This window comes from Faecalibacterium sp. BCRC 81149 (assembly GCF_022750605.1).
GTDB classification, from domain to species: domain Bacteria; phylum Bacillota; class Clostridia; order Oscillospirales; family Ruminococcaceae; genus Faecalibacterium; species Faecalibacterium duncaniae.
Genome location: NZ_QXJA01000001.1, coordinates 435248 through 459314, shown reverse-complemented (window position 1 = coordinate 459314; position 24067 = coordinate 435248). Strand labels below are relative to the sequence as shown.

General features: G+C 52.3%; 26 protein-coding genes and 3 pseudogenes. 25 read left to right on the top strand and 4 right to left on the bottom strand.

What is annotated here, in order from left to right; translation table 11 throughout:
* Positions 1–88: 88 nt before the first annotated feature.
* The 15 genes and pseudogenes from D3F01_RS15905 (at position 89) to D3F01_RS02165 (ending at position 11563) form a co-directional block, all read left to right on the top strand.
* On the top strand, positions 89–223 hold the full coding sequence (locus D3F01_RS15905; RefSeq protein ID WP_255536305.1) for a hypothetical protein: 135 nt from the start codon (positions 89–91) through the stop codon (positions 221–223).
* 14 nt (positions 224–237) lie between these two features.
* The gene (locus D3F01_RS02230) at positions 238–1038 is read left to right on the top strand and encodes an ADP-ribosylglycohydrolase family protein (protein ID WP_242885788.1); all 801 of its coding nucleotides are present in this window, start codon (positions 238–240) and stop codon (positions 1036–1038) included.
* Between the two features lie 165 nt (positions 1039–1203).
* Positions 1204–2028, top strand: coding sequence for a purine-nucleoside phosphorylase (locus D3F01_RS02225; protein WP_242885787.1), 825 nt, complete (start codon positions 1204–1206; stop codon positions 2026–2028).
* 12 nt (positions 2029–2040) lie between these two features.
* Positions 2041–2310 (top strand): PfkB family carbohydrate kinase, encoded by a 270-nt coding sequence (locus D3F01_RS16000; RefSeq protein ID WP_347567985.1) that lies wholly within the window; start codon positions 2041–2043, stop codon positions 2308–2310.
* 236 nt (positions 2311–2546) lie between these two features.
* On the top strand, positions 2547–3011 hold the full coding sequence (locus D3F01_RS02215; protein WP_242885786.1) for an Hsp20/alpha crystallin family protein: 465 nt from the start codon (positions 2547–2549) through the stop codon (positions 3009–3011).
* Between the two features lie 249 nt (positions 3012–3260).
* Positions 3261–4118, top strand: a complete 858-nt coding sequence (locus D3F01_RS02210; protein WP_112115323.1) for a YitT family protein — start codon at positions 3261–3263, stop codon at positions 4116–4118.
* Between the two features lie 48 nt (positions 4119–4166).
* Positions 4167–5029, top strand: a pseudogene (locus D3F01_RS02205) (zinc-binding dehydrogenase).
* Between the two features lie 173 nt (positions 5030–5202).
* On the top strand, positions 5203–6942 hold the full coding sequence (gene ade / locus D3F01_RS02200) for an adenine deaminase (RefSeq protein WP_242885785.1): 1740 nt from the start codon (positions 5203–5205) through the stop codon (positions 6940–6942).
* Between the two features lie 157 nt (positions 6943–7099).
* A complete protein-coding gene (locus D3F01_RS02195; RefSeq protein ID WP_117477486.1) occupies positions 7100–7360 on the top strand; it encodes a hypothetical protein in 261 nt (86 codons plus the stop codon).
* A 52-nt stretch (positions 7361–7412) separates the two neighbouring features.
* Entirely contained in the window at positions 7413–7556 is a 144-nt protein-coding gene (locus D3F01_RS02190) for a hypothetical protein (RefSeq protein WP_223385157.1), read from the top strand.
* 2 nt (positions 7557–7558) lie between these two features.
* A complete protein-coding gene (locus D3F01_RS02185; protein WP_005922551.1) occupies positions 7559–8071 on the top strand; it encodes an NUDIX domain-containing protein in 513 nt (170 codons plus the stop codon).
* Between the two features lie 138 nt (positions 8072–8209).
* Positions 8210–9040 (top strand): hypothetical protein, encoded by an 831-nt coding sequence (locus D3F01_RS02180; protein ID WP_242885784.1) that lies wholly within the window; start codon positions 8210–8212, stop codon positions 9038–9040.
* On the top strand, positions 9022–9393 hold the full coding sequence (locus D3F01_RS02175; protein ID WP_242885783.1) for a hypothetical protein: 372 nt from the start codon (positions 9022–9024) through the stop codon (positions 9391–9393). The genes D3F01_RS02180 and D3F01_RS02175 overlap by 19 nt, the downstream gene beginning before the upstream one ends.
* 524 nt (positions 9394–9917) lie before the next feature.
* Complete coding sequence (locus D3F01_RS02170) at positions 9918–10154, top strand: hypothetical protein (RefSeq protein ID WP_005922522.1); 237 nt, start codon at positions 9918–9920, stop codon at positions 10152–10154.
* Positions 10155–10486: 332 nt separating this feature from the next.
* Complete coding sequence (locus D3F01_RS02165; protein WP_347567984.1) at positions 10487–11563, top strand: hypothetical protein; 1077 nt, start codon at positions 10487–10489, stop codon at positions 11561–11563.
* A 122-nt stretch (positions 11564–11685) separates the two neighbouring features.
* Here the strand turns inward: D3F01_RS02165 and D3F01_RS02160 are convergent, their stop codons facing one another.
* A complete protein-coding gene (locus tag D3F01_RS02160; RefSeq protein ID WP_242885779.1) occupies positions 11686–12165 on the bottom strand; it encodes a helix-turn-helix transcriptional regulator in 480 nt (159 codons plus the stop codon).
* A 189-nt stretch (positions 12166–12354) separates the two neighbouring features.
* Here D3F01_RS02160 and D3F01_RS02155 point away from each other — a divergent pair, with 189 nt between their 5' ends.
* On the top strand, positions 12355–12711 hold the full coding sequence (locus D3F01_RS02155; protein ID WP_097770677.1) for a sigma-70 family RNA polymerase sigma factor: 357 nt from the start codon (positions 12355–12357) through the stop codon (positions 12709–12711).
* Positions 12712–12774: 63 nt separating this feature from the next.
* Here the strand turns inward: D3F01_RS02155 and D3F01_RS02150 are convergent, their stop codons facing one another.
* Entirely contained in the window at positions 12775–13575 is an 801-nt protein-coding gene (locus D3F01_RS02150) for an SDR family oxidoreductase (RefSeq protein WP_242885778.1), read from the bottom strand.
* A gap of 393 nt (positions 13576–13968) precedes the next feature.
* Here D3F01_RS02150 and D3F01_RS02145 point away from each other — a divergent pair, with 393 nt between their 5' ends.
* From D3F01_RS02145 to D3F01_RS02110, 8 genes and pseudogenes are all read left to right on the top strand, one after another.
* Positions 13969–16023 carry a TIM-barrel domain-containing protein gene (locus D3F01_RS02145; protein WP_242885775.1) on the top strand — a complete coding sequence of 685 codons (2055 nt, stop codon included), beginning with the start codon at positions 13969–13971 and terminating at the stop codon, positions 16021–16023.
* A 171-nt stretch (positions 16024–16194) separates the two neighbouring features.
* Complete coding sequence (locus tag D3F01_RS02140; RefSeq protein ID WP_242885773.1) at positions 16195–17700, top strand: DNA methylase; 1506 nt, start codon at positions 16195–16197, stop codon at positions 17698–17700.
* Positions 17681–18178 carry a hypothetical protein gene (locus D3F01_RS02135; protein ID WP_242885771.1) on the top strand — a complete coding sequence of 166 codons (498 nt, stop codon included), beginning with the start codon at positions 17681–17683 and terminating at the stop codon, positions 18176–18178. Before D3F01_RS02140 ends, D3F01_RS02135 begins: the two co-directional genes overlap by 20 nt.
* A gap of 97 nt (positions 18179–18275) precedes the next feature.
* Entirely contained in the window at positions 18276–18485 is a 210-nt protein-coding gene (locus D3F01_RS02130; protein ID WP_158398056.1) for an HFLK protein, read from the top strand.
* A 117-nt stretch (positions 18486–18602) separates the two neighbouring features.
* Positions 18603–19328, top strand: a complete 726-nt coding sequence (locus D3F01_RS02125) for a MerR family transcriptional regulator (RefSeq protein ID WP_242885769.1) — start codon at positions 18603–18605, stop codon at positions 19326–19328.
* 248 nt (positions 19329–19576) lie between these two features.
* A pseudogene (locus tag D3F01_RS02120) lies at positions 19577–19693 on the top strand (ADP-ribose-binding protein); the annotation flags it as partial.
* Positions 19694–19849: 156 nt separating this feature from the next.
* The gene (locus tag D3F01_RS02115; RefSeq protein WP_242885767.1) at positions 19850–20164 is read left to right on the top strand and encodes a TfoX/Sxy family protein; all 315 of its coding nucleotides are present in this window, start codon (positions 19850–19852) and stop codon (positions 20162–20164) included.
* Positions 20165–20547: 383 nt separating this feature from the next.
* The gene (locus tag D3F01_RS02110; RefSeq protein ID WP_055191187.1) at positions 20548–21012 is read left to right on the top strand and encodes an Hsp20/alpha crystallin family protein; all 465 of its coding nucleotides are present in this window, start codon (positions 20548–20550) and stop codon (positions 21010–21012) included.
* Positions 21013–21155: 143 nt separating this feature from the next.
* On the opposite strand, the pseudogene D3F01_RS02105 reads toward D3F01_RS02110, so the two are convergent.
* A pseudogene (locus D3F01_RS02105) lies at positions 21156–21437 on the bottom strand (argininosuccinate synthase); the annotation flags it as partial.
* Between the two features lie 139 nt (positions 21438–21576).
* On the opposite strand from D3F01_RS02105, the gene D3F01_RS02100 reads away from it, so the two are divergent.
* Positions 21577–22329 carry a DUF4866 domain-containing protein gene (locus D3F01_RS02100; RefSeq protein WP_097770688.1) on the top strand — a complete coding sequence of 251 codons (753 nt, stop codon included), beginning with the start codon at positions 21577–21579 and terminating at the stop codon, positions 22327–22329.
* A 113-nt stretch (positions 22330–22442) separates the two neighbouring features.
* On the opposite strand, the gene D3F01_RS02095 is transcribed toward D3F01_RS02100, so the two are convergent.
* The gene (locus D3F01_RS02095; protein WP_156075556.1) at positions 22443–23777 is read right to left on the bottom strand and encodes a threonine/serine exporter family protein; all 1335 of its coding nucleotides are present in this window, start codon (positions 23775–23777) and stop codon (positions 22443–22445) included.
* Positions 23778–24067: the final 290 nt, after the last annotated feature.

Sequence of the window (24067 nt, the reverse complement as noted above, 5' to 3'; positions counted from 1 at the left end):
GTCGCCTGCCCGTTGACCTTTTGCCCTCCGGTTTGTGGTATCCTTTTGCCAACGAAAGCGATACACCACAAAACGGAGGGCATTTATTATGAAGAAAAATCTTACCGAGCTTGTTTTCATTCTGGACCGCAGCGGTTCCATGGGCGGGCTGGAGCAGGACACCATCGGCGCAGAGTGGAAAGAACAAATCGAAGCTGATTTCCAGAAGCGGCATCATAGGTAAGGGAGGAAACAGCCATGTTAGGAGCAATCTTGGGTGACATCGTGGGCAGTCCCTATGAATTTGACCACAACAATTACAAGCACAAGGATTTTCCGCTGCTGAGCGAGAAATCGCACTTCACCGACGATACGGTCATGACCGTTGCGGTGGCACGGGGATTGATTGCAGGTAAGGGCATCCCGGAGAGAACATTTGAAGAAACAAAGAGCGAGATGCAATATTGGGGAGAAAAATACCCCCATGCCGGTTACGGCGGGATGTTCCGCCGGTGGCTACACGCAGAAAATCCGAATCCCTATGGCAGTTTCGGCAACGGCTCGGCTATGCGGGTGTCGGCAGCGGGCTGGCTGTTCGATACGCTGGACAAAACGCTGGAAATGGCAAAAGTGACCGCCGAAGTCACCCACAACCACCCGGAGGGCATCAAAGGCGCGCAGGCCACGGCGGCAGTGATTTTTCTGGCCCGTACCGGCCGCAGCAAGCCGGAAATCAAACAATATGTGGAGCAGACCTTCGGCTATGACCTGAACCGCACCTGCGATGAGATACGCCCGACCTATCATCATGTGGAGACCTGTCAGGAAACTGTGCCGGAAGCAATCATTGCTTTTCTGGAAAGCGTCAGTTTTGAGGATGCACTTCGCAATGCAGTTTCTCTGGGCGGCGACAGCGACACCCTTGCCTGCATCACCGGCGGCATTGCCGAAGCCTTTTACGGGATGCCGCAGGAACTGCGGGACGAGACTCTGAAACGTCTGCCGGAGGATATCCGGGAAAGATATGAGCTGTTTCGGTGGAACATCGGCCAGAGATAAGACATTCGGAGAACCAAGGAGCAGATACAACACACTCGTGATGTGAAGTATCTGCTCCTTGGTTTTTAATAAGACTCGATGGAGGGTGTCTTGCATCGGCCTGAAAAATCCGATATACTGAACCCAGAGAGTATATCGAATTTTTGGGGAAAAGGAGAGAATGGTATGGAACATCTTTATGAAAAGGCACTGGAAAGTGCGGAATATATCAAGACGCACACGAAAAAGCGCCCGAAGATCGCGGTGGTGCTGGGCTCCGGCCTTGGCAAGCTGACCGCGGACTTTACGGACACGGAAGAACTGTCCTACAAGGATATCCCCAACTTCCCGGTATCCACGGTGGCAGGACACAAAGGCGCATTGTTGGCTGGCAAGCTGGGGGACACGGAAGTCTACGCCATGGAAGGCCGCTTCCATTTCTATGAGGGCTACTCCATGAAGGAAGTCTGCTACCCGTTCTATGTGTTCAAGCTGCTGGGCGTGGAAAAGGTGGTGTTGACCAACGCCTGCGGCGGCATCAACCGGGAGTTTGCGCCGGGCACCCTGATGCTCATTACCGACTTCATCAACATGATGGGCACGAACCCCCTCATTGGCCCCAACGATGAGCGCTTCGGCCCCCGCTTCCCGGACATGACCGAACCTTACAGTCTGGAACTGCGGAACCTTGCCAAGCAGACCGCCGATGAACTGGGCATTGCCTACAAGGAGGGCGTTTACATGGGCTTTATGGGCCCTTGCTATGAAACGGCGGCTGAAATTCGCGCCTTTGCGGGGATGGGAGCCGATGCCGTGGGCATGAGCACCGTGCCGGAAACCATGGTCTGCAACTACATGGGCATGAAGGTACTGGCCGTCAGCTGCATCACTAACATGGCCACCGGCATCCAGACGGTCAAGCATAGCCACGCCCGCGTGCTGGAGATCGCAAATCAGGCAGGCGATACCCTGTGCCGATGGCTGGGTGCGGTGATTCATAGAATGGAGTAAAAAAGATATACCATGAAAATCCTTTCGTTTGGTTCCCTCAACTACGATTATACCTATGAGGTCGAGCACTTTCTCGCGCCCAAAGAGACCCTTGCAGCCAAGTCCATGCAGCGGGGCTTTGGAGGGAAAGGCGCAAACCAGTCTATCGCCTTTGCACGCAGCGGTGCAGGTGGGCCGCAGACCGGAGAATCAGGGAAAGAACATCGTGGTCATCGTCCCGGACAACGGCATGAAATATCTGTCTACGCCGATGTACCGGCAGAAATGATAAAAACACGATGATGCGACTGAATTTTGAAAAGATTGCATGGGATTTTATGAAAGTATTATTCTTTTATGAATTTTAGCACTCTACTATTGACACTGCTAACAAACGGTGCTATAACTATGGCGTGCTCAGGAGGAAGGGCAAAAGAGAGAGCCGCAAGGTGATCGAGCGGCTCCCCGGAAAGCCTTTCCGAATAAACAACATAAAGATTTTTTACCCGACCCGAACGCCGGGATTGGAGGAATGATTTATGCTTATGCCGACTGTTTTCCATGAAAACCTGTTCGATGATTTCTTCGATCCGTTCTGGAATGACACTGCACTGGAACGTATGATGAACCGTGAGGCTCGTGGCACCTTCGGTAAGCGTGGTGCAAACATGATGAAGACCGATGTCAAACAGACGGACAACGGCTACGAAGTAGCGGTTGACCTGCCGGGCTGCAAGAAGGAAGACGTTCAGATGGATCTGAACGACGGCTACCTGACCATTCAGGCAGTGCGCAGCCACAGCAACGACGAAAAGGATAAGAATGGCCGCTATCTGCGGCGCGAATCCTTCTCCGGCACCTGCGCACGCAGTTTCTACGTGGGCGATGTGAAGAAGGAAGACATCCACGCAAAGTTCGAGGATGGTGTCCTGTACATCGAGCTGCCTGCTCCTCAGCAGACGAAGGCTTTGCCTGAGAACCCGAACCTGATCGAGATCGAGTAAAACGCCGGTCGTGTGCGCCAAAGCACAACGCACATAAGATGCCCCCGGAGAGCCGCAACAAGCTCTCCGGGGGCATTTTTGTTTCGCTATCTTTTCCGCAAGGGAAAATCATGGTATACTGAGAACGGCAACTCGGAATTTATGGAGGTACTTCACTATGGAATACAAACGCTTTGGCGGTAAGCTCCTTGTCCGCATCGACAAAGATGAGGAAATCGGTGAAACAAATTTGATTTTAGGGGGACAAAGATGAGTGATGTAAAAGGAAAGACCGGCGCAGTCCTGAGGGAGACGGCAGTCCTGACCGGGGCGGTGGCGATCATTGCGGCGAGCGTTTTCTTTTTTCTGGTGCCGAGCCATACATCCGTCAGCAGCATTTCCGGCCTTGGCATCGTGCTGTCCAATTTTGTGCCGCTGCCCTTGTCGGTCATTACGATGATCCTGAACGTCGTGCTTCTCATCATCGGGTTCTTTACCTGCGGCAGAGAATTTGGCGCAAAGACCGTATACACCAGTGTGCTGCTGCCGGTGTTTCTGGGGCTGTTTGAAAAGCTGTTCCCGGAGTTCGGCTCGATGACCGGCAGTCAGGAGCTGGACGTGCTGTGCTATATTCTGGTGGTCAGCATCGGGCTGAGTATTTTGTTCAACCGCAATGCATCCTCCGGCGGGCTGGATATCGTGGCAAAGATCATGAACAAGTACCTGCACATGGAATTGGGAAAAGCCATGTCTCTGTCGGGAATGTGTGTGGCGCTTTCCGCGGCCCTGGTCTACGATAAAAAGACCGTGGTGCTGAGTATCCTCGGTACTTACTTCAACGGCATCGTGCTGGACCATTTCATCTTTGATAGCAGCATCAAACGCCGCGTCTGCATCATCACCGAAAAAGAGGAGGCGCTGCGTCAGTTCATCCTCCATGACCTGCACAGCGGTGCGACCATGTACGAGGCCATCGGTGCATACAATCTGGAAAAGCACAACGAGATCATTACCATCGTGGACAAGAGCGAATATCAGAAGCTGATGAACTTTATCAACCGGGAAGACCCCAAGGCTTTTGTTACCATTTACAATGTGTCCAGCATGCAGTATCAGCCCAAGATCTGATCGGCGGAGAGCTGCGTGGTATACTCAAGTCCGGAAATATCAAAGCGCATGGAGGTAAAAAGCATGCTGACCTATACCTATGTTTCAGAGGGGACGTTTGCCCTGATGGAAAAACCAAAGCCGGTGCTGCAGCACGAGCGGGACGCCATTGTAAAGGTGACCCTTGCCAGCATCTGCTCCAGCGACCTGCACATTAAGCACGGCAGCGTGCCCCGGGCTGCCGCATCGACGGCGGGCAGGCGGAGTATGTCCGGGTGCCCTTTGCGGATCAGGGACTGAACAAGATCCCGGACGGCGTCACCGATCGGCAGGCGCTGCTGGTGGGCGATGTGCTGGCCACCGGCTTTTGGGCGGCACGCATCTCGGAAATCACCCCCGAGGATACCGTGCTGATCCTCGGTGCAGGGCCGACTGGCATCTGCACGCTGCTGTGCGTCATGCTGCACAGCCCCAAGCGCATCATCGTCTGTGAAAAGGACGCAAGCCGCCTGCAGTTCATCCGTCGGCACTACCCGCAGGTGCTCACCGTGCAGCCGGAGGGCTGCGCCGCCTTTGTGCGTGCCCACAGCGACCACGGCGGGGCCGATGTGGTGCTGGAGGTGGCAGGGGCAGACTCCACCTTCCGGCTGGCATGGGAGTGTGCACGGCCCAACGCCATTGTGACGGTGGTGGCACTGTACGATAAGGCACAGACCCTGCCGCTGCCGGAAATGTACGGCAAAAACCTCACCTTTAAGACCGGCGGCGTGGACGGCTGCGATTGTGAAGAAACGCTGCATCTCATCGCAGAAGGCAAGATCGATACCGAACCGCTCATCACCCACACCTACCCCCTGCGCCGGATCGCAGAGGGCTACGAGCTGTTTGAAAAGAAACGGGACGGCGTGATCAAGGTGGCAGTGGAGTGCTGACGGTCTGCGCCAAGTCACACACGCACATAAAGTGGTCCCGGAGAGCTGTAACAAGCCCTCCGGGGCCATTTTTGTTTCCCGACATCTTTTCCGCAGCGGCAAGGCGTGGTAGAATAAGGGCAGAACCAATCCACAGGTGAGAAAATCGAACTTCAGAGAGAGGAGATGTTTCTATGCAGTCTGATGAGCTGAAACGCCGGATCTCGGCAGGCAGAGGAGATGCTTTGGCCGATCTGGTTTTGAAAAATGCCAGAATCGTCAATGTGTTTACCGATGAGATCGACACCGCTGACATTGCCATCAGCGGAAATTCGATCGTGGGCGTGGGCACGTATCATGGCCGGAAAGAAGTTGATCTGCACGGCAAATATGTCTGCCCGGGCCTGATCGATGGGCATATCCACATCGAAAGCTCCATGCTCTGTGGTCCGGCCTTCGAGCAGGCAGTGCTGCCCCACGGTACCACTGCGGTGGTCACAGACCCACACGAGATCTCGAACGTTGCGGGGCTGGAAGGCTTGGATTTTATGCTGGAAACGACAAAAAATCTGACCCTTTCGGTTTATTTCATGCTGCCCTCCTGTGTGCCGGCCACGGATCTGGATGAATCCGGCGCGGTGCTGAACGCAGAACAGCTCCGGCCTTACTACGGCGATCCCCGCGTGCTGGGGCTTGCGGAACTGATGAATGCCTACGGGACGGTGCGCTGTGACCCGAAGATCCTGCAGAAGATCCGCGACTGCACCGAAGCGGGAAAGATCGTGGATGGACACGCACCGCTCTTGAGCGATAAGGATCTGAATGCTTATATTGCGGCAGGCGTTCAGTCTGATCACGAGTGCTCCAACATTGAGGAAGCCATGGAAAAATTCCGGCTCGGACAATACATCATGATCCGGGAAGGAACGGCTGCCAAAAATATGGAGGCCCTGATGCCGCTGTTCCGGGAGCCTTATTGCAGCCGCTGCATGCTGGTGACGGATGACAAGCACCCCAGTGACCTGCTGGATAGCGGACACATCGATTCCAACATCCGTAAAGCAATCCGGCTGGGCGCAGACCCAGCAGTGGCCGTCAAAATGGCAACGCTGGTTCCGGCACAGTATTTTGGATTCAAGCAGCACGGTGCCGTGGCACCGGGGTACCGGGCAGATCTGGTTGTGGTTCCTGATCTGGAATCCTTTACGGTCGAACAGGTTTACAAGAATGGCACGCTGGTGGCCGAGCACGGAAAAACGCTGAAACTCGCACCGCTTGACATCGACCGTGTGAGATTTTCCCACGTTATGGATTCCTTTGATCTGGATGAGATCACACTGCAGGACCTGGAACTTCGGGAAAGCGGGGAGCAGGAGCGTGTCATCTGCCTGAACCGGGGCGAGCTGCTTACGGAGGAAAAAATCATCCCGTTCCAACGGCATCCGGGCAAAGCTCCCGGTGTGGACCCGGAACACAACATCGTAAAACTGGCCGTTTTTGAGCGGCATCATCACTCCGGCCATGTGGGCATTGGCTTTTTAGGAAACTTCAGCCTGAAATGCGGAGCCGTTGCATCGAGCATCGCACATGATTCCCATAACCTGATTGTGGCAGGGGACAACGATACCGATATGATGTTGGCCGGCAACACCGTGCGGAAAAACAAAGGCGGACTTGCGTTTGTGGCAGATGGACAGGTCGTGGCAGAACTTGCGCTTCCGGTGGCCGGATTGATGAGCACCGAAAGCGCAGAGAGCGTTGCGGCGAAAATGCAGGCGCTGAACGATGCCCTCAAGGCACATGGTGTAGCGGAAGATATCGGCATCTTTATGACCCTCGCCTTCGTCAGCCTTCCGGTCATTCCAAAACTCAGACTGAATACATACGGCATCATCGATGTAGCGCAGCAGAAAGTCGTTCCGGCTGTTTTTTAATAGGCGATAACAAAAATACTGCCGGAGACCGACCCGAATGGTCCGTCTCCGGCAACAGAACAGTTCGTTCCTACTCTTAGAAGCGAGCTACATCAAGAGAAAAATTGACGGAAATTCTTATTTGATAAATCGGAATTTGTAGAGGGGGTGTGATTATATGAAAAACAATAGCCCACAAAAGCAGGCTGCCATTTCTTGGATCATTTTGATGATAGGAATATTGCTCGCAGTAATAGGAGCAATGACGGCAAAGGAGTACAGAGTAAACCTATGCCTGCTAATCGGTGCAATGGCTGTTATTGGTGGTATTGTATATCACCTCACCATGATGAAATGTCCTTATTGCGGTTGCTCGCTTGTTGGTTATAGGCCGATCCCTAAAGAATGTCCAAAGTGTCATAAAAAATTTGAAGAATAAGTTCGCGTTTATCAAGGTGAACATTTAAGTATTAAAAACGGGAGTGAAACAAATGATGACCATTGCACAGATCATGGAAAAGATGATCGCCTTTTCCGAAGGGAATATCCATGACATCACGCACCTGAGCTGCGTGTGGACCTATGCCAAAACGGCAGCAGGTATCCGGCTGACGAAAACAGTGTTTGGAGTGTAAAAATGATTCAGAAGCATTGCTTTGAATGCGGTACGGCATTGATTGAAAAAGAACTGGAAGAAGAGGGCATTGTGCCTTATTGCCCGAAATGCCAGCAATACCGGTTCCCGATGTACAATGTGGCGGTCAGCATGATTGTTGTGGATGAGGAAACCGGGAAAATTCTGCTCATCCAGCAGTACGGCAAGCCCTCTTATATTCTGGTGGCTGGATATGTGAACCGCGGTGAGGCAGAAGAACACGCCGTGGTGCGGGAAGTCCGGGAAGAAACCGGGTTGGAAGTAGAGCACCTCCGGTTCAACCGTACCAAGTTTTTTGAGCCGTCTAACACGCTGATGTGCAACTTTACGGCTTTCGTCAGAACCGCAAAGGCGCTGCATATCAACCACGAAGTGGACCGCTGCAAGTGGTTCACCCCGCAGGAAGCCAGAGAAAACATCCGTCCCAACAGCCTTGCAGCGGAATTTTTGAATGCGTATCTGGACGAAGTGGGGAATAAGCCGATGGAGATGTGATTCGTGGCTGTGCCGCGGGAATTTTGACGGAGAGTATGGAAAAAAGTTGGTTCGGCCTGTTTCGGTTGACTTTTTTATAAAGAATCGGTATATTGATACTATATAGTATCAATAAGTATCAACTGCGAGGTGGACAGAATGGATGGGGCACAGTTTGCCAAAATGCTTTCAGATAAGCATTTGTTTGAACTCAATCGGATGGAATACAAGTACTCGACTGTCAGCGTCAAAGAATTTGCCGAATTGCTGCGGCAAAACTTTGCGCAGCCTCTGCCGTTGACTGATTTTTCTGGAAATAAGCTGTTTTACCTGCCGAACCTCGCGCAAATTTCAACAAATGGTATGAAGCAGTTGCTCTCTGTCCCTGTCAGTGGACAAAACTTCGGTTTGTCGGCGATGACCGAGGAAATTTATGCGACTTTTCAAATTGAAAGTATCCGCTCGACCCGCAGCAGTATCCGTTATATCCTCGATGGTTATGCCCCTCGTGATGAACAAGAAGCCCGCATCTATGGTATGAAGCGCGGACTGGAGTTTATCGCGAATCGTCAGAATAGGATCACCGAGGAGAATCTGCATCACCTATATCAGATCAGCACAGGGGATTATCTCCCGGATGAAGATCGATTACTGCCAAACCACTTTTATCGGCATGGCGAGGTTTTTATTGTGGGCGGTGAAGAACCCAGACCGGGACTTCCGGCAGAGCGGCTTCCCGGTGCCATGAAATGTCTTGTCGATTTTGCGAATGCCAATGACGGCATCAATGAGCTGCATAAGGCTGCCATTCTGCACCATACTACCACCCCTATTTTGACGGGAATGGACGCACTGCACGGCTATTTCACCTCTGGTATCTTGTTCAGCAGGGCTATCCTGCGGCACTGTTCACGCCGTTTTCCCGATACATCGCTGAAAACAAGGACGCATATTACAAAGCCTACGAACGCGTGGAGAGAAATGCTCTGATTTCCGGCTATACGGATGTGACTCCCTTTCTGTTCTACTTCTGCAATGAGGTCTATAACCGCCTGCAGGTGGATGCAGTCCCGTCGAAAACTGGTCTTGAGGTATATCAAACTGCTCTTGCGGAAGGAAAAATCACAGAAAAAGAACGGCTGCTCTGGGAGTATGTTCTGTCTGCTTATGGTGCAGAGGAGTTTACCACAAAGCAGCTGGAAAAGGATTTCCGAAACGCTGCGTATGCAACCATTCGGACGTTTGTGATGAAATTCCATGAGATGGGGCTGCTTACTGCAAGAAAAGCAGGAAACAGGGTGTTCTATCATGTCGGTGGGACTTCTGACGGTCGGCCATTATAATGAATTCTCCTTTGTCATCATGCCTGCCGCATAAGAACGGCAAAAATTTTTCTGACAGGTTCAGTATAATCCTTAAAGTTGACTGCAGGTCAAGAGCTTTTTTGAATTTATAACAGTCGTGTCGAAAGACATCCCGTCTGAGGGCAAAGCGAAGGTTTTGCTTTTCAGGCGGGATTTTTTTGCTTTTTGGGACTGTTGTATACAATATATGGACTAAGAGGGTGGGTGACTTGGACTACAAGTCCATAAACTTTTGCTCGAAAGTACGATACACTATTGTCACGGCAGCGGCCCACCTCCGAAAGGGAGCGGGAGCCGCAGCCGGGCGGACCTTGAAAATTGAATATGCAGCTTCAGGTACTTCCAGATAATGATATGCCAGCAAGGCTGAAATGCTCCGCATTGATATGGCTTTGCTGGTCAGTCTGGCTCTGAATGTTCTGAGCGGAAACCGCAGCGAATAGCGGACAACCAGTAACCCGTAAAAATGAGGTGATAGCGATGTAATCGGAGGTGAGTGAGCCATGCGAAAGAGTGCCCCCATTGAAGTGGTGGTACATTACCCCAAAACGAAAGAGGGATGGGACGAACTCGGAAAACGGGTCGCAACCGCCCACGCCAACTATGTGATCGAAAAAATCGACCGTCTGAACTGCCCCACATGGCAGAAGCTCGAATTGCTGCAGGCGGTGATCGATACTACCAAAGGAACTTACAAACCCAAGGAACACCAAAAGCCCGGCTGGCAGCCGAGCCGATAAACAAAGCCCCACGCTCAACATATGCTTTTCTGCTCCGACCAGAGACGGTTAGATTCAGAGGCAGTGTTGAGCGTGGGGCTTTTTGTGTTACATAAGTCTTTTGAAATACGGCTGACACAACAAAACTGTTGATTGTTGGCAGCCAATATGGCATCCTGTGACATTGCGTAACACGCAAAACAGTTCCACTTTTTGCTGAAAGAGCGTATCGAAACCGTCCTGATGGAGCAGCAGAAAAAGCTTTTTGAAAAGTAAAAGCTCTTGCGTCCCGTGAAAAAAGAAGGTAATATAAATACAGAGCAAGACACAGAACGCAGGGAGGGATGAAAACCATGTTTTACGAGATCATGCACCGGGAAAGCTGTGTGGCACAACTCAGCACGACAGGGGAATGCAGGGTCTGCCTCGAGGATTTCATGCCCTATGATCTGGTTCTGGTGGAATCGGATGATTTTGACGAGCGCATCAATAATGTAACGAACTTTTACTATTGGTGCGCCTCCCGGATGTTGACGTTGGATCGCACCTACGCCAAGGAAATCCTGAACAGTATCGGTGCATCTCAGAGTGTTACGGACAGGGAACGAGCACAGATTGCATTATCTTACCATTGTCTGTCTTTGCTGGATGTGTTCTGGGTGAAAGAAGAAAACGAGAAGATTCGATTCGAGGATATCAACCTTTTTGCACACTCCTTAAGCAATGCGCTTGTGGATATTGCGCTGCGGGGGCACCAAATGACGGTGACAAACGCCCATCTTCTGGCAAATGACCTGTCTACGGGCGGCTTGTACCCCAAGGCGTGGGTGCGAAAAGAGGATGGCTTCTATCTTTACAAGGATGGTGGCAGGGAAGCGGTGGAACGTGAAGTGCTGGCAAGCAAAATCTGCCGGTGCTTTGACTGCCATCAGGTACTGTATGAGCAGGGGATGTTTGAAAATGAGCCGGTTTCCATCAGCAAAATCATGACATCCCAGCGATACAGTCTTGTGACCTATGCAGCCTATGACGTCTACTGCACAAACCGTGATTGGAATACGCTGGATAAGATCTTAGAGTTGGATGCTCCCGGCTACTATATGATGAACATTCTGGATTATCTGGTGGGCAATACCGACCGTCATTGGGAAAATTGGGGTCTGCTGGTAGACAACGAAACCAATCAGCCCATCCGTCTGCATGACCTGATGGACTTCAACCGGGCGTTTCAGCAGTACGACACGCCAGAAGGCGCAAACTGTCTGACCGTGGGAAAACGCCATCTGAGCCAAAAAGATGCTGCAGTGGAAGCGGTGCGGAACATCGGACTGAACCAAGTCCGTCAGGTAGAGCACGCCGTATTCTCCGGGCATCCGGCATGGAAAGCAACGTTTGAAGAACGACTGCGTGTTTTACGGAACGCCATGTAAGATAGAGCGAATAGCAGGATAATTAAAACAGGATGATTCCATAACGAAAGCCCGTCTGCGCTGCCACATATCGTGGCTTGCAGACGGGCTTTTTCGTTTGACCAGAGAAAAATTACCATACCTCACATGCGAAGCATAGATGGAAAATCGGAACCAAAGTTTTCCACCAGATGGCAAAAGCACTTCTGACTGATGGTCTTTTGTCCGTTTTCCCAGCAGCGGATGCTTGTCCGGCTGACCTTTGCGTGGTCGGCAAGTTGCTGACGGTTCCAGCCTTTTGCCTCCCGGTATCTGCGGAGGAAGGCTCCGCCGCCCCGGTGCAGAAACAGGGTGTAGTCGTCCAGAATGTCCTCCACCGGGATGCCGTAAAGGGCAGCGAGCTTGTCCGCAAGTTCCGGCGTAAAGCTGCGGTGAAATGCGCCGCTTTCCAGATCCCGATAGAGCCATTCCTCCATGCCCACCATGGCAGCAACCTCTTTTTGCAGCAGGTCAAGACCATAGCGGCACCAACGCAAACGGTCCCATGGGTTCGGGATGTCGGCGTAAGAGTGGTACATACGGTAGAACGCCTGCGCCTCTACGGTGGTGCGGGGGCCTACCAAAGTTACCTGCAAGATGTATAGAGGGGTTAGACCACAACCCTCACATGACACCCTCTGAAGCAGAAAAAAGGAACCGCTCTCTCAGCTCCAAAAAATCCATTTTGACGTAGATGCGTCATTGCGCGAAAGAGGTGGATTCTCTTTTCCATCCCAAAGTGCGCTGGGGAGAGGATAGCAAATGAGCTGCGGATGCATTTTCGCAGGGAGCGCAGAAATGGTGTGGTCGTTTCCCTGCAGGAAACACTGGAAGCGGGAAAGGAGGACAGCGCACTGACCCTTTCCGATGTACTGCAGGACGGTTTCTGCATGGAGGATGCCTGTGAGCGGCAGGACGAGGCCCGGCGGCTGCGCAGGCTGATCGAGGGCCTGCCCGCCCGGGAGCGCAAGCTGATCCTGCTGCGGTACGGTCTGGCGGGTCAGCCGCCCCTGACCCAACTGGAAACGGCACAGCTGCTCCAGATCAGCAGAAGTTATGTCTCAAGGCTCGAGACCCACGCACTGGATCAGTTGCGCAAAGGCTGGCTTCAAGAATCATCGGTGGAATAGAGCGTGCCGCCTGCGGGCGGCGTACATATCCTCTTTTAGCAGCTTTGCGGAGCGATGCGCCTGTTACCCGTATATTTTCCCCACGATCTTTCCGCGTGCTGCGGCGGGCAGGAGCTTGCACAAAAGGCTCAGGAATTTATACTGTGTGCCGGCAACATAAACGACTGCCGGGTTCTTTTTCTCCACAATACCGGCGATGTACCGTCCGATGCGTGCCGGGTCCATGCCGTTTTGCTCGTCATGCTCCATCTGACTGACGCTCCGGGAGATGCGCCCGCCGTATTCATCATCGCCGAGAATGCTTTTCTGACGTGCTTTTGTAAATCCGGTGCAGATGTCACCCAATTCTACGACGGTAACATGGATGCCGTAGGGCTTGACTTCGTTTGCAAGAGCGTAAGAATAAGAAGAAACGGCGGCTTTGCTTGCAGAGTAGAAGGTCTGGAACGGAATGTGTGCTACGGCAGCAACAGAGCTGATGTTCACAATATGTCCCTTCCCCTGACGGCGTAGGAAGGGGAGAACTGCTTTATTTACAGTGACCGTTCCGAAGAAGTTCACATCAAATTGTGCTTTGGCTTGCTCCATGGACGTAAACTCCACCGCACCGGAAATGCCAAAGCCTGCACAGTTGATCACTGCATCAATTTTGGTCTCTTTTTGGATGACCTGCTGCACAGCGGCGTTGACCGCATCTTCATCGGTCACATCGACAGACAGATGGGTGACGCCCTCCATAGGGATATTTCTGCGGCTGAACTCATAAACGATGCAGCCATTCTCTTTCAGAGCGGATGCCGTGCACCGTCCGATGCCGGAGCTTCCTCCGGTAACAATGACGACCTTGTTGATTTCTCCTGCCATGACTTTCCTCCTGAAAATGTTGATCTGATTCGAGTATACCGCATCGCAAGACGACTGTCTATACTGATAGCCGGATTGTGGAAAAGTACAGGAATCAACTTGCGTAAATTTTTACGCAGATTGGCCTCTCTTTTTTCACAGCCAATGCCAATTAGCGCTTGAAATCGAAACGCTGCGCAAGTATACTATACTAGTTATATTGTAAGCTAAATCTGCGGATCCGGGTGGAGGGTGCGCTGAAAACGACAGCAAAGACCGCATCGGCATCCACGGCAGATAGGCTGAAGCCCCAATTGCTCCAGCCAATGTCAGAGTTTCTTAATTGTCCATCAGAAATACGTTGGTACGTTTTACACTGTGACGATTCAAAAAACAGAGGAGAGATATTTTACTATGATCTACAAAAAGCAATACGGTCAACCGTTTGATACCGAAAGTGTAGTGGGTTCTTTTTTGCCCATGATGGAAACGATACCCTATCTGACCAAGGAGCCGGATGGTTTCTCCTATGCCATGGAGCCGCAGGATATTCTGTATGGTCTTGGCGAAAACGTCCGTGGTATCAACAAGCGCGGGTGGGTGTACGAAAGCAAGTGCTCCGATGACGGCAACCATACCGAGAGCAAATCCTCGCTGTACGGTGCTTATAATTTTATGATCGTGTCCGGCAAGGATACATTTGGCTTTTTTATCGACTACCCGGGCAAGGTCACCTTTGACTGCGGCTACACTGACCTGGATACCTTACACATCACGGTGGCCGAGGAAAATTACGATCTCTACATCATTGAGGGCGAGAGCCTGACCGATATTGTACACCAGTTCCGCCAGTTGGTGGGGCGCAGTTATATTCCGCCCAAATGGGCTTTTGGCAACGCCCAGAGCCGCTGGAGCTACATGAACGAGGACGAGGTCCGCGAGGTGGTGGCAAATTACCGTGCCAATCATATGCCGCTGGACGCTGTGGTTTTGGATATCGATTACATGGAGCGTTACAAGGACTTTACGGTGGATGCGCAGCGCTTCCCGCGTTTTGCAGACTTTGCCGCCGAGATGAAAGCGCAGGGCATCCATCTTGTCCCCATCATCGATGCAGCAGTCAAGGTCGAAGATGGATATGATGTGTACGAGGAAGGCGTGAAAAACGGCTACTTCTGCACGAATCAGGATGGCACCCCCTTTGTAGCCGGTGTGTGGCCGGGACGGGTACACTTCCCCGATATGCTCAACCCGGAAGCACGTGCTTGGTTTGGCAGTCAATATAAAGTTCTGCTGGATCAGGGGATCGAGGGCTTCTGGAATGATATGAACGAGCCTGCTATCTTCTACGCAGAAGAAAGACTGAAAAAGACCTTTGCTCAAATTGAGAAATACAGCAAGCAAAACCTGGATATTTCCAGCTTTGGTGCTTTTACCGGCATGGTGGCAGAGCTTTCCAACAACGAAAACGATTATAAGCTGTTCTACCACAACACCAAACAGGGGCGTATGCGGCACGACAAGGTACATAATCTTTTTGGTTATAACATGACCCGTGCGGCAGGCGAGGCTTTCGAGCGGCTGGAGCCGGACAAGCGCATTTTGATATACTCCCGTTCTGCCTGCATCGGGATGCACCGGTATGGCGGCATCTGGACCGGCGACAACCATTCTTGGTGGAGCCACATTCTGCTTGCGCTGCACATGATGCCCTCCTTGAATATGTGCGGCTTCCTGTACGAAGGCCCCGACATTGGCGGCTTTGGCAGCAATACCACGGAGGATCTGGTGCTGCGCTGGTACGGCTTGGGCATCTTCTCTCCGCTGCTGCGGAACCACTCTGCCAACGGTACCCGTCGGCAGGAGCCCTACCGCTTTAAGAACAAGGCCGCCTTTGCCGGGATTTTACAGTTGCGCTACCTGCTGCTGCCCTACATTTACAGCGAGTACATGAAGGCTGCTCTGCACGACGGCATGTACTGTATGCCGTTGTCGTTCGCCTTCCCGGAGGACGACTTTGCCCGCCGGGTGGAGGATGAGGTGATGATCGGTGAAAGCCTGTTGATCGCCCCGGTATATGAGCAAAATGCCCGAGGTCGGTATGTTTATCTGCCGGAGGAGATGCTGCAGGTGCGGGTAAAGTGCAGCGAAAGCAACCGCATCGAAACCAGCGTGCTGCCAGCAGGCCATCATTACATTCCGGTGGAGCTGGATGAAATGGTGTTCTTTATGCGCAAGGGACACCTTCTGCCCCTTGCCAAGGACGGCAAAAAGATCCAGAGCGTTTCCGATGTGGATTTTGCAGACTTGCGCCTGCTTGCCTTTGCTCCCGATGGTGCATCCTATGAATACTATACCGATGACGGCGAGACAAAGGATTATGATAAGCCGGAACATTTTGTGCATATCACGCTGGATGCGGATGGAAACGCAAAGAGCGATCGCGCTACGGTCAAAGTAGAAGGATAATCGTCAGTCATTACGCAGTTCCTACAGAGTGACAGCGTTTCAGCTTGAAATGCTGCCACTCTTTTTTGTTGTCTATATCACAGATAAAATAGCCGTTCTATCTTGAAAACAGCGTAAAGATTTATTATAATAAAATAAATAGTTGTGACTTTTGCAAAGGAGGGCTGAACCATGGCAGCGCAGCGCACCTATCTGGCAATCGACCTGAAAAGTTTCTATGCCTCGGTGGAGTGCGTAGACCGTCATCTGGACCCCCTGACCACCAATCTGGTGGTGGCGGATGCCTCCCGCACCGAAAAGACCATCTGCCTTGCGGTGTCGCCGTCCTTAAAAACTTACAGGATACCCGGCAGAGCGCGGCTGTTTGAAGCCGTCCAGCGTGTCCGGGAAGTCAACACCCAGCGGCTGCAGACTGCCATCCGGCAGAAAAAGGCAGTCCGGGGAGAGGATGGCAAGTACCACTTTGCCAGCACCTCTTTTGATGCCAATGCCCTGAACGCAGACCCTGCACTGGGGTTGAGTTACATTGTTGCGCCGCCCCGGATGCAGCGGTATCTGGATGTTTCCACCCAGATCTACAAGACCTACCTCAAATATGTGTCCCCGGCGGATATCTACCCCTACTCCATTGACGAGGTTTTCATTGATGTGACGGGCTATCTGCCCTACTACCACATGAGCGCCCACGAGCTTGCCATGACCATGGTGCGGGAGGTGCTGTACAACACCGGCATCACCGCAACGGCAGGCATCGGCACCAACCTCTACCTCGCAAAGCTGGCCATGGACATTGTGGCAAAGCACATCCCGGCGGACAAGGACGGTGTTCGCATTGCAGAGCTGGACGAGCAGTCCTATCGGTATCTGCTGTGGAACCACCGCCCGCTGACGGATTTCTGGATGACCGGTCCCGGCACGGCCAAGCGGCTGGAAGCTCACGGTATCTACACCATGGGGGACCTGGCACGGTTTTCTATCCACGGGGAAGATCGTCTGTATGAGATTTTCGGCGTGGACGCGGAAATTCTCATCGACCACGCATGGGGTTATGAGCCCTGCGGCATGGCCGAGATCAAAAGCTACAAGCCCAGCACCAACAGCATCAGCGAGGGGCAGGTGCTGACCTGCCCTTACCCCAACGATAAGGCAAAGCTCATCGTCCGGGAGATGGCGGAGATTCTGATGTTCCGGCTCACCGAAAAGAAGCTGGTGACCGAATCCATCACCTTGGAGATAGGCTACGACCGGGAGAACGTGGACAAGGGCGGCTACCGTGGTCAGACCCAGACCGACCGCTACGGCAGGGTCATCCCCAAGGCAGCCCACGGAACTGTCCGGTTTGATGCTCCCACCAATCTGGGCAGCACCATCATCAACGAAAGTGCAAAGCTGTTTGAGCACATCACCGACCCGGCGCTGACGGTGCGGCGCATTACCATCAACGCCAATAAGGTCACGCCGGACGAGGGCATCTATCAGGTGGATTTTTTCACGGACACCAAGAAGCTGGAAAAGGAGAAAAAACTCCAGCAAGCCATGCTGGGCATCAAGAACAAGTACGGCAAAAACGCCGTGCTGAAAGCCAGCAGCTACGAAGAAGGTGCCACCATGCGACAGCGCAACGCACAGATCGGCGGTCACAGCGCAGGAGGTTCAGATGGAAAACTACAAAAATAGCAAGGCCGGGCGGGAGACCGCCCAAAAGTACGGGGACATCCTGGAGATGGAACGCCCCCAGACCGAAGAATCCCTCCGCAAGCACCCCCGCATGACCTTGCAGAACCGTGCCAAGATATTCTCGCCCTTCTCTCCGCTACGAGGCTACGACGAGCAGCTTGCCGCAGAAAAGCAGCGCACGGAGCGTGTGACCAAGCGCATTCTGACCGAGGAAGAAATGTCCGCCCTGTCCGATCGGCTGATGCAGGTCACCAAGGGCATGACCATCACGGTGCGGTACTTCAAGGAGGATACCGCCCACCCGGAGATCCCGGCGGTAGGCGATTACCTCACCCTGACCGGCAAAGCAGACCGCATCGACCCGGTGTTCCGCACCCTGCAGGTGGGCGACACCGTAGTGCCCTTTGAGGATCTGGTGGAGGTCAGCGGGGAAGGTATCATGGACATTGATGTATATCTGGGCATCGGGGAAGAATGAGATGACAAAAAATGCTGAAAGAGATGTTTATAGGACAGCTCTTTCAGTAAAATGACCTCAGAAGAAGCAAAACACACTTCGGATGGAGGAAAACACAATGGCAAACGGCGATTACGGCTATTTCGGCAAAGGTGACACGGGCTATGCCCAATACATGACGGCCTTCAACCGCAACTTTGGTGGCTCGTCCGGCGGTGGCGGCGGAAATCACAACAATGGCGGCGGCGGGGGAGATGGCAGCGGATGCGGCTGCCTCATCGCTATCGCGGTGGTGGTCGTGCTGGTGCTCATCGCTATGGGAAGCTGAGGGCATCCCCACGGTGCAGAGCTGCTTGTGGTAAACGGCGAAAAAAACTAAAAAAGCACTTGACCCTGACGTTGCGTCATAGCGTATACTGAGCTTGTCGCAAGGGAGGAAAACGAAATGATGACTGTCAAGGAAGTGAGCAATCTGACCGGGGTGAGCATTCGGACGCTGCAATATTACGATAAAATCGGTCTGCTGCATCCGACGCATCGAACGCAGGCGGGCTATCGCCTGTATGATGATGCTGCACTGGAACGATTGCAACAGATCTTGCTGTTCCGAGAACTGGAATTTTCACTGGAGGATATCCGAAAAATTCTGAAAAACCCGGAGTTTGACCGGGAAAAGGCACTGGAACAGCAGATCACATTGCTGACCCTGAAAAAACAGCATCTGGAAAAGTTGATCGCTCTTGCGGAGAAGATTCGGACAACAGGAGGAAACGTTATGGACTTCAACGCATTTGACACACAGAAGATCAAGGAATACGCAGAACGTGCAAAGAGAGAGTGGGGCGAAACCACAGAGTATCAGGAATTTGAGGCAAAAAATGCCCGGCGGACGCAGAAGGAATCTGACAACATCAACGAGCAGTTGATGGGGCTCGTAGCGGCATTCGGAACGCTGCAAACCAGAGAACCGGCAGACCCCGCAGTACAGGCACAGGTGAAAAAGCTGCAGGACTTTATCACCGAGAATTACTATACCTGCACGAAGCCCATTTTGTATCAACTTGGACAGATGTACGGTGCCGGCGGCGAGTTTACGGAGAACATCAACGCTGCCGGGGGAGAGGGCGCGGCAGAATTTGCTCAGAAAGCCATTGAAATTTATTGCCGATAAGCCCAAAGTCGGTGTTAATATACGCCTACTGCAACCTGCATGGTCTGTGGATGATGAAACACTAAGAAATAAACGGGTTCCTGCCAGTGGCTAAACGCTTGCAGGAGCCTGTTTTGCGTGCGGTCAGAGGGGTGATGTGGCGCTGAAAATGTTCTGCTTGACCTTGTGCAGAGGATGAAGTATTATACTCGCAAGAAACTAACTTACGAGTATATTTTGATGCAACTACGCTTTGAGGAGGAAATACCATGCGTTCCGAACAAATCAAAAACCAACTGGAAATCGTGCAGGGAGACATTACCAAGCTGGACTGTGACTGCATCGTGAATGCAGCCAACCGCAGCCTGCTGGGCGGCGGTGGCATTGCCGAAGCCTTTTACGGGATGCCACAGGAACTGCGGGCAGAGACCTTGAAGCGCCTGCCGGAGGATCTGCGGGCGGCCCCTTTTCGTGCAGGTGCTTTTCTGCAAGGGGAAAGCGTGGTATACTGAGGGCGGAAAATCGGAATTTGAGGTGGAAATATGGCATCAAGCAAGGAATACTTAGAGTTTATTTTAGGGCAGCTATCTGAGTTAGAAGAAATTACTTATCGAGCTATGATGGGAGAATTTATTATTTATTATCGTGGCAAGGTTGTAGGCGGTATCTATGATGATAGATTACTTGTTAAACCAGTAAAATCAGCAATTAGTTATATGCCGACAGCTCCGTATGAATTACCCTATGAGGGAGCAAAAGAGATGTTGTTGGTAGATGAAGTTGATAATAAGGAATTTTTGACAGGCTTGTTTCATGCAATGTATGATGAACTGCCAGCCCCAAAACCGAAAAAGTAGAAATAAACAACTTCCAGTTTGCCACCCAAGAACATCCATAAGAGAGGAGTGACCGTTATGAAGGAAAACAACTGAAACGTAGCTTTTTTCGCTAAAATGGGATAAGCCGGAAAGTAAACGGTATGCGATTCCATCTCCCAGGGGTGATTTTTGTCTCATTGTGGTAATAGGGAAAGACAGAACCAAGAAATTGTTGCAGAAGTGTTATTTTTTCGTGAATATTAGCACTCTACTATTGACACTGCTAACGCATGGTGCTATAATAGTGGCGTGCTCAGGAGGAAGGGCAAAAGGAGAGCCGCAAGGCTCCCCGGAAAGCCTTTCCGAGTGGACGCTTCAGATTTTTTGCCCCGACCCGAACGCCGGGATTGGAGGAATGATTTATGCTTATGCCGACTGTTTTCCATGAAAACCTGTTCGATGATTTCTTCGATCCGTTCTGGAATGACGCTGCACTGGAACGTATGATGAACCGTGAGGCTCGTGATACCTTTGGTAAGCGTGGTGCAAACATGATGAAGACCGATGTCAAACAGACGGACAACGGCTACGAAGTAGCGGTTGACCTGCCGGGCTGCAAGAAGGAAGACGTTCAGATGGATCTGAACGACGGCTACCTGACCATTCAGGCAGTGCGCAGCCACAGCAATGACGAAAAGGATAAGAAGGGCCGCTATCTGCGGCGCGAATCCTTCTCCGGCACCTGCGCACGCAGTTTCTACGTGGGCGATGTGAAGAAGGAGGACATCCACGCAAAGTTCGAGGATGGTGTCCTGCACATCGAGCTGCCTGCTCCTCAGCAGACGAAGGCTTTGCCTGAGAACCCGAATCTGATCGAGATCGAGTAAAACGCCGGTCGTGTGTGCCAAGTCACACACGCACATAAAATGGCCCCGGAGAGCTGCAACAAGCCCTCCGGGGCCATTTTTATTCGCAGAGTAAACCACAAGCGATGCTTGTGCATTAAAAACACAAACTGCTATAAACTACTTCATTCCCCTTTTTTTTCGCTGTTTACGATAGCCTGCACCTTAGTGGGCAGACCATAGATGCTGATGAAACCGGTGGCATCGCTCTGCTTGTAGTCGCCGCCTGCGGCAAAGGTGGCGATGTCCTCACGATACAGAGAGTACGGCGACCAGACCCCTGCATTGATGAGGTTGCCCTTGTACAGTTCCAGACGTACCTTGCCGGTGACATGCTCCTGTGTGGAGGTGACAAAGGCACTCAGAGCTTTGCGCAGCGGGCTGAACCACTGGCCATCATACATGATTGCAGCATCCATTATACAGGCACTTGGAAAATGTGTAAAAAGTGTTCTGTATATAGCAGCAATATGAAAGCAGTATTTCACAGCGGGGCATTATGAACCTATAATAGTAGTTGGAAATAAACAGAAAGAGGGTCTTTTGATGGCAACGATATTTCCAAGAGAAGAAAAGGCAGAGGCACTGTTCGGGGAGATCCTGAAAAATCCAGAAGCCTGCCACCGCCTGATGGATACCTTCAACGACTCGCTGGACATGGCAGAAGTACTGGATGCGCCGGCCGTGAGTGCACAGCAGTTTGCCGCAGCGCTGTTCAATGCCTACGAGAACAAGGATCTGTCTGCCTTTCTGATGGCGATCTGCCAGCACAGTATGTTTGACCTGCTACGGAACGCTGCTCTGATCCCGTTCAAATTCAACGCCGATGGTCAGCCGAACCCGGTGATCCTGACGGATGATGCCGGCGTTCTTTTGCCGAACAACAAATTTGCCGTGAGCAGCAAAGTATACGACCGGTTCATCCGGGTGTTCCAGAAGCAGGAAAAGGTAAAAATGTACCTTGCCAGCGGCTACTGCAAGTATCACGGCTACGACGAAGGCTCGATGGATGTGGTGGAGTACCACTACAACCAGCATTTGGGGCTGCTGCTGATCTACGAACTGCCGGACACCGTGAAGCAGAAGGTAACGGAAGCGGAGGCCTACTCCACCGTCTGGGATATCCAGATGAGGCTGCAGCACGCACTGCCCCGTTCCGTGGTCTACTATGGACAGGATACGCTCAAGGACGGCGGAACCCGCTACGATGAACTTGGCGTTTTTCTGCCGCTGGAACACTTTGCCGACCGGCTGGAACGCCATGTGGAAACTTCTACCAAGATCGTTTACGGCGAGTAAACGCCCTGTAAACGAACTCCCTTTATAAGTGCATCACAGCAAAACAAAACGCAGCGAACCGTTAAAAGATTCGCTGCGTTTTGCCTTATAAGGGAGAATGGAAATGCTGCACATCAGGTGCAATAACGGAAAGTCTTGTCAGTGACAATACGGGCGAAGATCAGCCCTAACGGCAGTGCCACGATGATGAGAATGGCATCTGCAAACCATGTGGCGGAGTCCATCAGAGACAGGATGCCCAGATTATAGATGGCACGGTAGAAATACAGTCCCGGTACCATGATAACGATGGACGGCACGGTGACGGAGATGCGGGGATAACCGACGGCGCTCTTCAGGCAGGAGGCCAGCAAGCCGGACAGCAGTGCGCCCAGAAACGCTGCAATAGCGGGCGGAAAGCCCGCAAGGCTCACCAGCTCCAGCCGGAACGTGTTCGTTACCGCACCGATAAGGGCGGCGCAGACTGCCAGGTTCCGGGGACTGTTGAACATGAGCGAAAAGCCGAACACACCGCCAAAACTTGCCAACAGCCGGAACACGATCTCTTCCGGGAGTGTCAGGCTCAGGGCAGGGAACTGCACCGGCTGCAAATGCAGCAGCAGTGCCATGATCCAAGCCGTCATGGTTGCCACCAGAATGATGAGGACGGCGTAGGCCAGACGTTCCAGCCCGGAGCGCATATCCAGCTTGGCAAGGTCGATGCCGCTGGTAATGAACGGAAAGCCCGGAATGATGAAGAGCATGGAGCAAATATACCCCGCCTCGTGCTGCGCCGATACGGCAAACAGCACCTCTGCCAGCTTCAGCAGGATGGCATACACGAGGCTTGCTGAACAGACCGACACCGTAATGCCCAGAAACAGGGTGAAATGGTGTTTTGTCAGCTTGCACCGTACAAAGTTGCCGATGCCTGCACCGCAGAAGGCACACAGCATTTCCACAATGCCGCCGCCAAGCAGAAAGGTGAAGCAGCCGCAGGCCAGTGCGGCTGCAAAGCCCAGTGCGATGGGCGAATACAAGCCGTGGATGCGCTCAATCTCATCGAGGTGGCTGTGCAGCTCTTCGCCGGTCATAAATTTTCCTTCCCGGTCGAAGTCGTTGACGAAATGCTCCAGCCGGTTCAGCCGGGAGGTATTCACGCCCGTGTTTGTCAGACAGAGTGACTGGGTATAACACTGGTCACCATCAAAGCAGGTGAACTCAATGGACAACAGGCCGATGTCCGCTGTTGTTGTGACTCCCAGCTCCCGCGAAAGGGTGTTCATGGAGCTTCGGACACGCCATGCGCCGGTGCCGCATTCCAGCAGCATCAGCCCGGTGCGTCCAATGACGGAGGCTTTTTCCACAAGCCCCGCCTCGGTAATGGGGACGCCCTTGCTGGCCGACGCATAGTCGTGCCAGTAGACTTCCATGTGATTTTTGATGATCTCACTTTGCCGTTGTCCCATACCGGAAAGCCTCCTTTGTGATATGGGAATGTTGCAGCCGTTTCAAGACTGCGGTGCTATTATAAGGGAAATTGCAGGGCGGGTAAAACGTATCTTGGATATGCCGGCAATGTTCGTTTGGTATTTCAAAGGAAGATAAATGTATCGAACACCGGAACTGTCCAGTAGCTCTTTCACTGCCTTTGCATGGTGCGATTTCATATTATCCATTGCGAGGACAGAATTGCCGTTCAGATGGGGAAGCAAATCAGTTTCCAGATACCGATTAAATCTCTCCACAGTACAAGCAC

What these genes read in the sequence shown, in the direction of transcription:
- D3F01_RS15905 (WP_255536305.1), top strand. Translation starts at nt 89, where the DNA reads ATGAAGAAAAATCTTACCGAGCTTGTTTTCATTCTGGACCGCAGCGGT.
- D3F01_RS02230 (WP_242885788.1), top strand. Translation starts at nt 238, where the DNA reads ATGTTAGGAGCAATCTTGGGTGACATCGTGGGCAGTCCCTATGAATTT.
- D3F01_RS02225 (WP_242885787.1), top strand. Translation starts at nt 1,204, where the DNA reads ATGGAACATCTTTATGAAAAGGCACTGGAAAGTGCGGAATATATCAAG.
- D3F01_RS16000 (WP_347567985.1), top strand. Translation starts at nt 2,041, where the DNA reads ATGAAAATCCTTTCGTTTGGTTCCCTCAACTACGATTATACCTATGAG.
- D3F01_RS02215 (WP_242885786.1), top strand. Translation starts at nt 2,547, where the DNA reads ATGCTTATGCCGACTGTTTTCCATGAAAACCTGTTCGATGATTTCTTC.
- D3F01_RS02210 (WP_112115323.1), top strand. Translation starts at nt 3,261, where the DNA reads ATGAGTGATGTAAAAGGAAAGACCGGCGCAGTCCTGAGGGAGACGGCA.
- ade (WP_242885785.1), top strand. Translation starts at nt 5,203, where the DNA reads ATGCAGTCTGATGAGCTGAAACGCCGGATCTCGGCAGGCAGAGGAGAT.
- D3F01_RS02195 (WP_117477486.1), top strand. Translation starts at nt 7,100, where the DNA reads ATGAAAAACAATAGCCCACAAAAGCAGGCTGCCATTTCTTGGATCATT.
- D3F01_RS02190 (WP_223385157.1), top strand. Translation starts at nt 7,413, where the DNA reads ATGATGACCATTGCACAGATCATGGAAAAGATGATCGCCTTTTCCGAA.
- D3F01_RS02185 (WP_005922551.1), top strand. Translation starts at nt 7,559, where the DNA reads ATGATTCAGAAGCATTGCTTTGAATGCGGTACGGCATTGATTGAAAAA.
- D3F01_RS02180 (WP_242885784.1), top strand. Translation starts at nt 8,210, where the DNA reads ATGGATGGGGCACAGTTTGCCAAAATGCTTTCAGATAAGCATTTGTTT.
- D3F01_RS02170 (WP_005922522.1), top strand. Translation starts at nt 9,918, where the DNA reads ATGCGAAAGAGTGCCCCCATTGAAGTGGTGGTACATTACCCCAAAACG.
- D3F01_RS02165 (WP_347567984.1), top strand. Translation starts at nt 10,487, where the DNA reads ATGTTTTACGAGATCATGCACCGGGAAAGCTGTGTGGCACAACTCAGC.
- D3F01_RS02155 (WP_097770677.1), top strand. Translation starts at nt 12,355, where the DNA reads ATGCATTTTCGCAGGGAGCGCAGAAATGGTGTGGTCGTTTCCCTGCAG.
- D3F01_RS02150 (WP_242885778.1), bottom strand. Translation starts at nt 13,575, where the DNA reads ATGGCAGGAGAAATCAACAAGGTCGTCATTGTTACCGGAGGAAGCTCC.
- D3F01_RS02145 (WP_242885775.1), top strand. Translation starts at nt 13,969, where the DNA reads ATGATCTACAAAAAGCAATACGGTCAACCGTTTGATACCGAAAGTGTA.
- D3F01_RS02140 (WP_242885773.1), top strand. Translation starts at nt 16,195, where the DNA reads ATGGCAGCGCAGCGCACCTATCTGGCAATCGACCTGAAAAGTTTCTAT.
- D3F01_RS02135 (WP_242885771.1), top strand. Translation starts at nt 17,681, where the DNA reads ATGGAAAACTACAAAAATAGCAAGGCCGGGCGGGAGACCGCCCAAAAG.
- D3F01_RS02130 (WP_158398056.1), top strand. Translation starts at nt 18,276, where the DNA reads ATGGCAAACGGCGATTACGGCTATTTCGGCAAAGGTGACACGGGCTAT.
- D3F01_RS02125 (WP_242885769.1), top strand. Translation starts at nt 18,603, where the DNA reads ATGATGACTGTCAAGGAAGTGAGCAATCTGACCGGGGTGAGCATTCGG.
- D3F01_RS02115 (WP_242885767.1), top strand. Translation starts at nt 19,850, where the DNA reads ATGGCATCAAGCAAGGAATACTTAGAGTTTATTTTAGGGCAGCTATCT.
- D3F01_RS02110 (WP_055191187.1), top strand. Translation starts at nt 20,548, where the DNA reads ATGCTTATGCCGACTGTTTTCCATGAAAACCTGTTCGATGATTTCTTC.
- D3F01_RS02100 (WP_097770688.1), top strand. Translation starts at nt 21,577, where the DNA reads ATGGCAACGATATTTCCAAGAGAAGAAAAGGCAGAGGCACTGTTCGGG.
- D3F01_RS02095 (WP_156075556.1), bottom strand. Translation starts at nt 23,777, where the DNA reads ATGGGACAACGGCAAAGTGAGATCATCAAAAATCACATGGAAGTCTAC.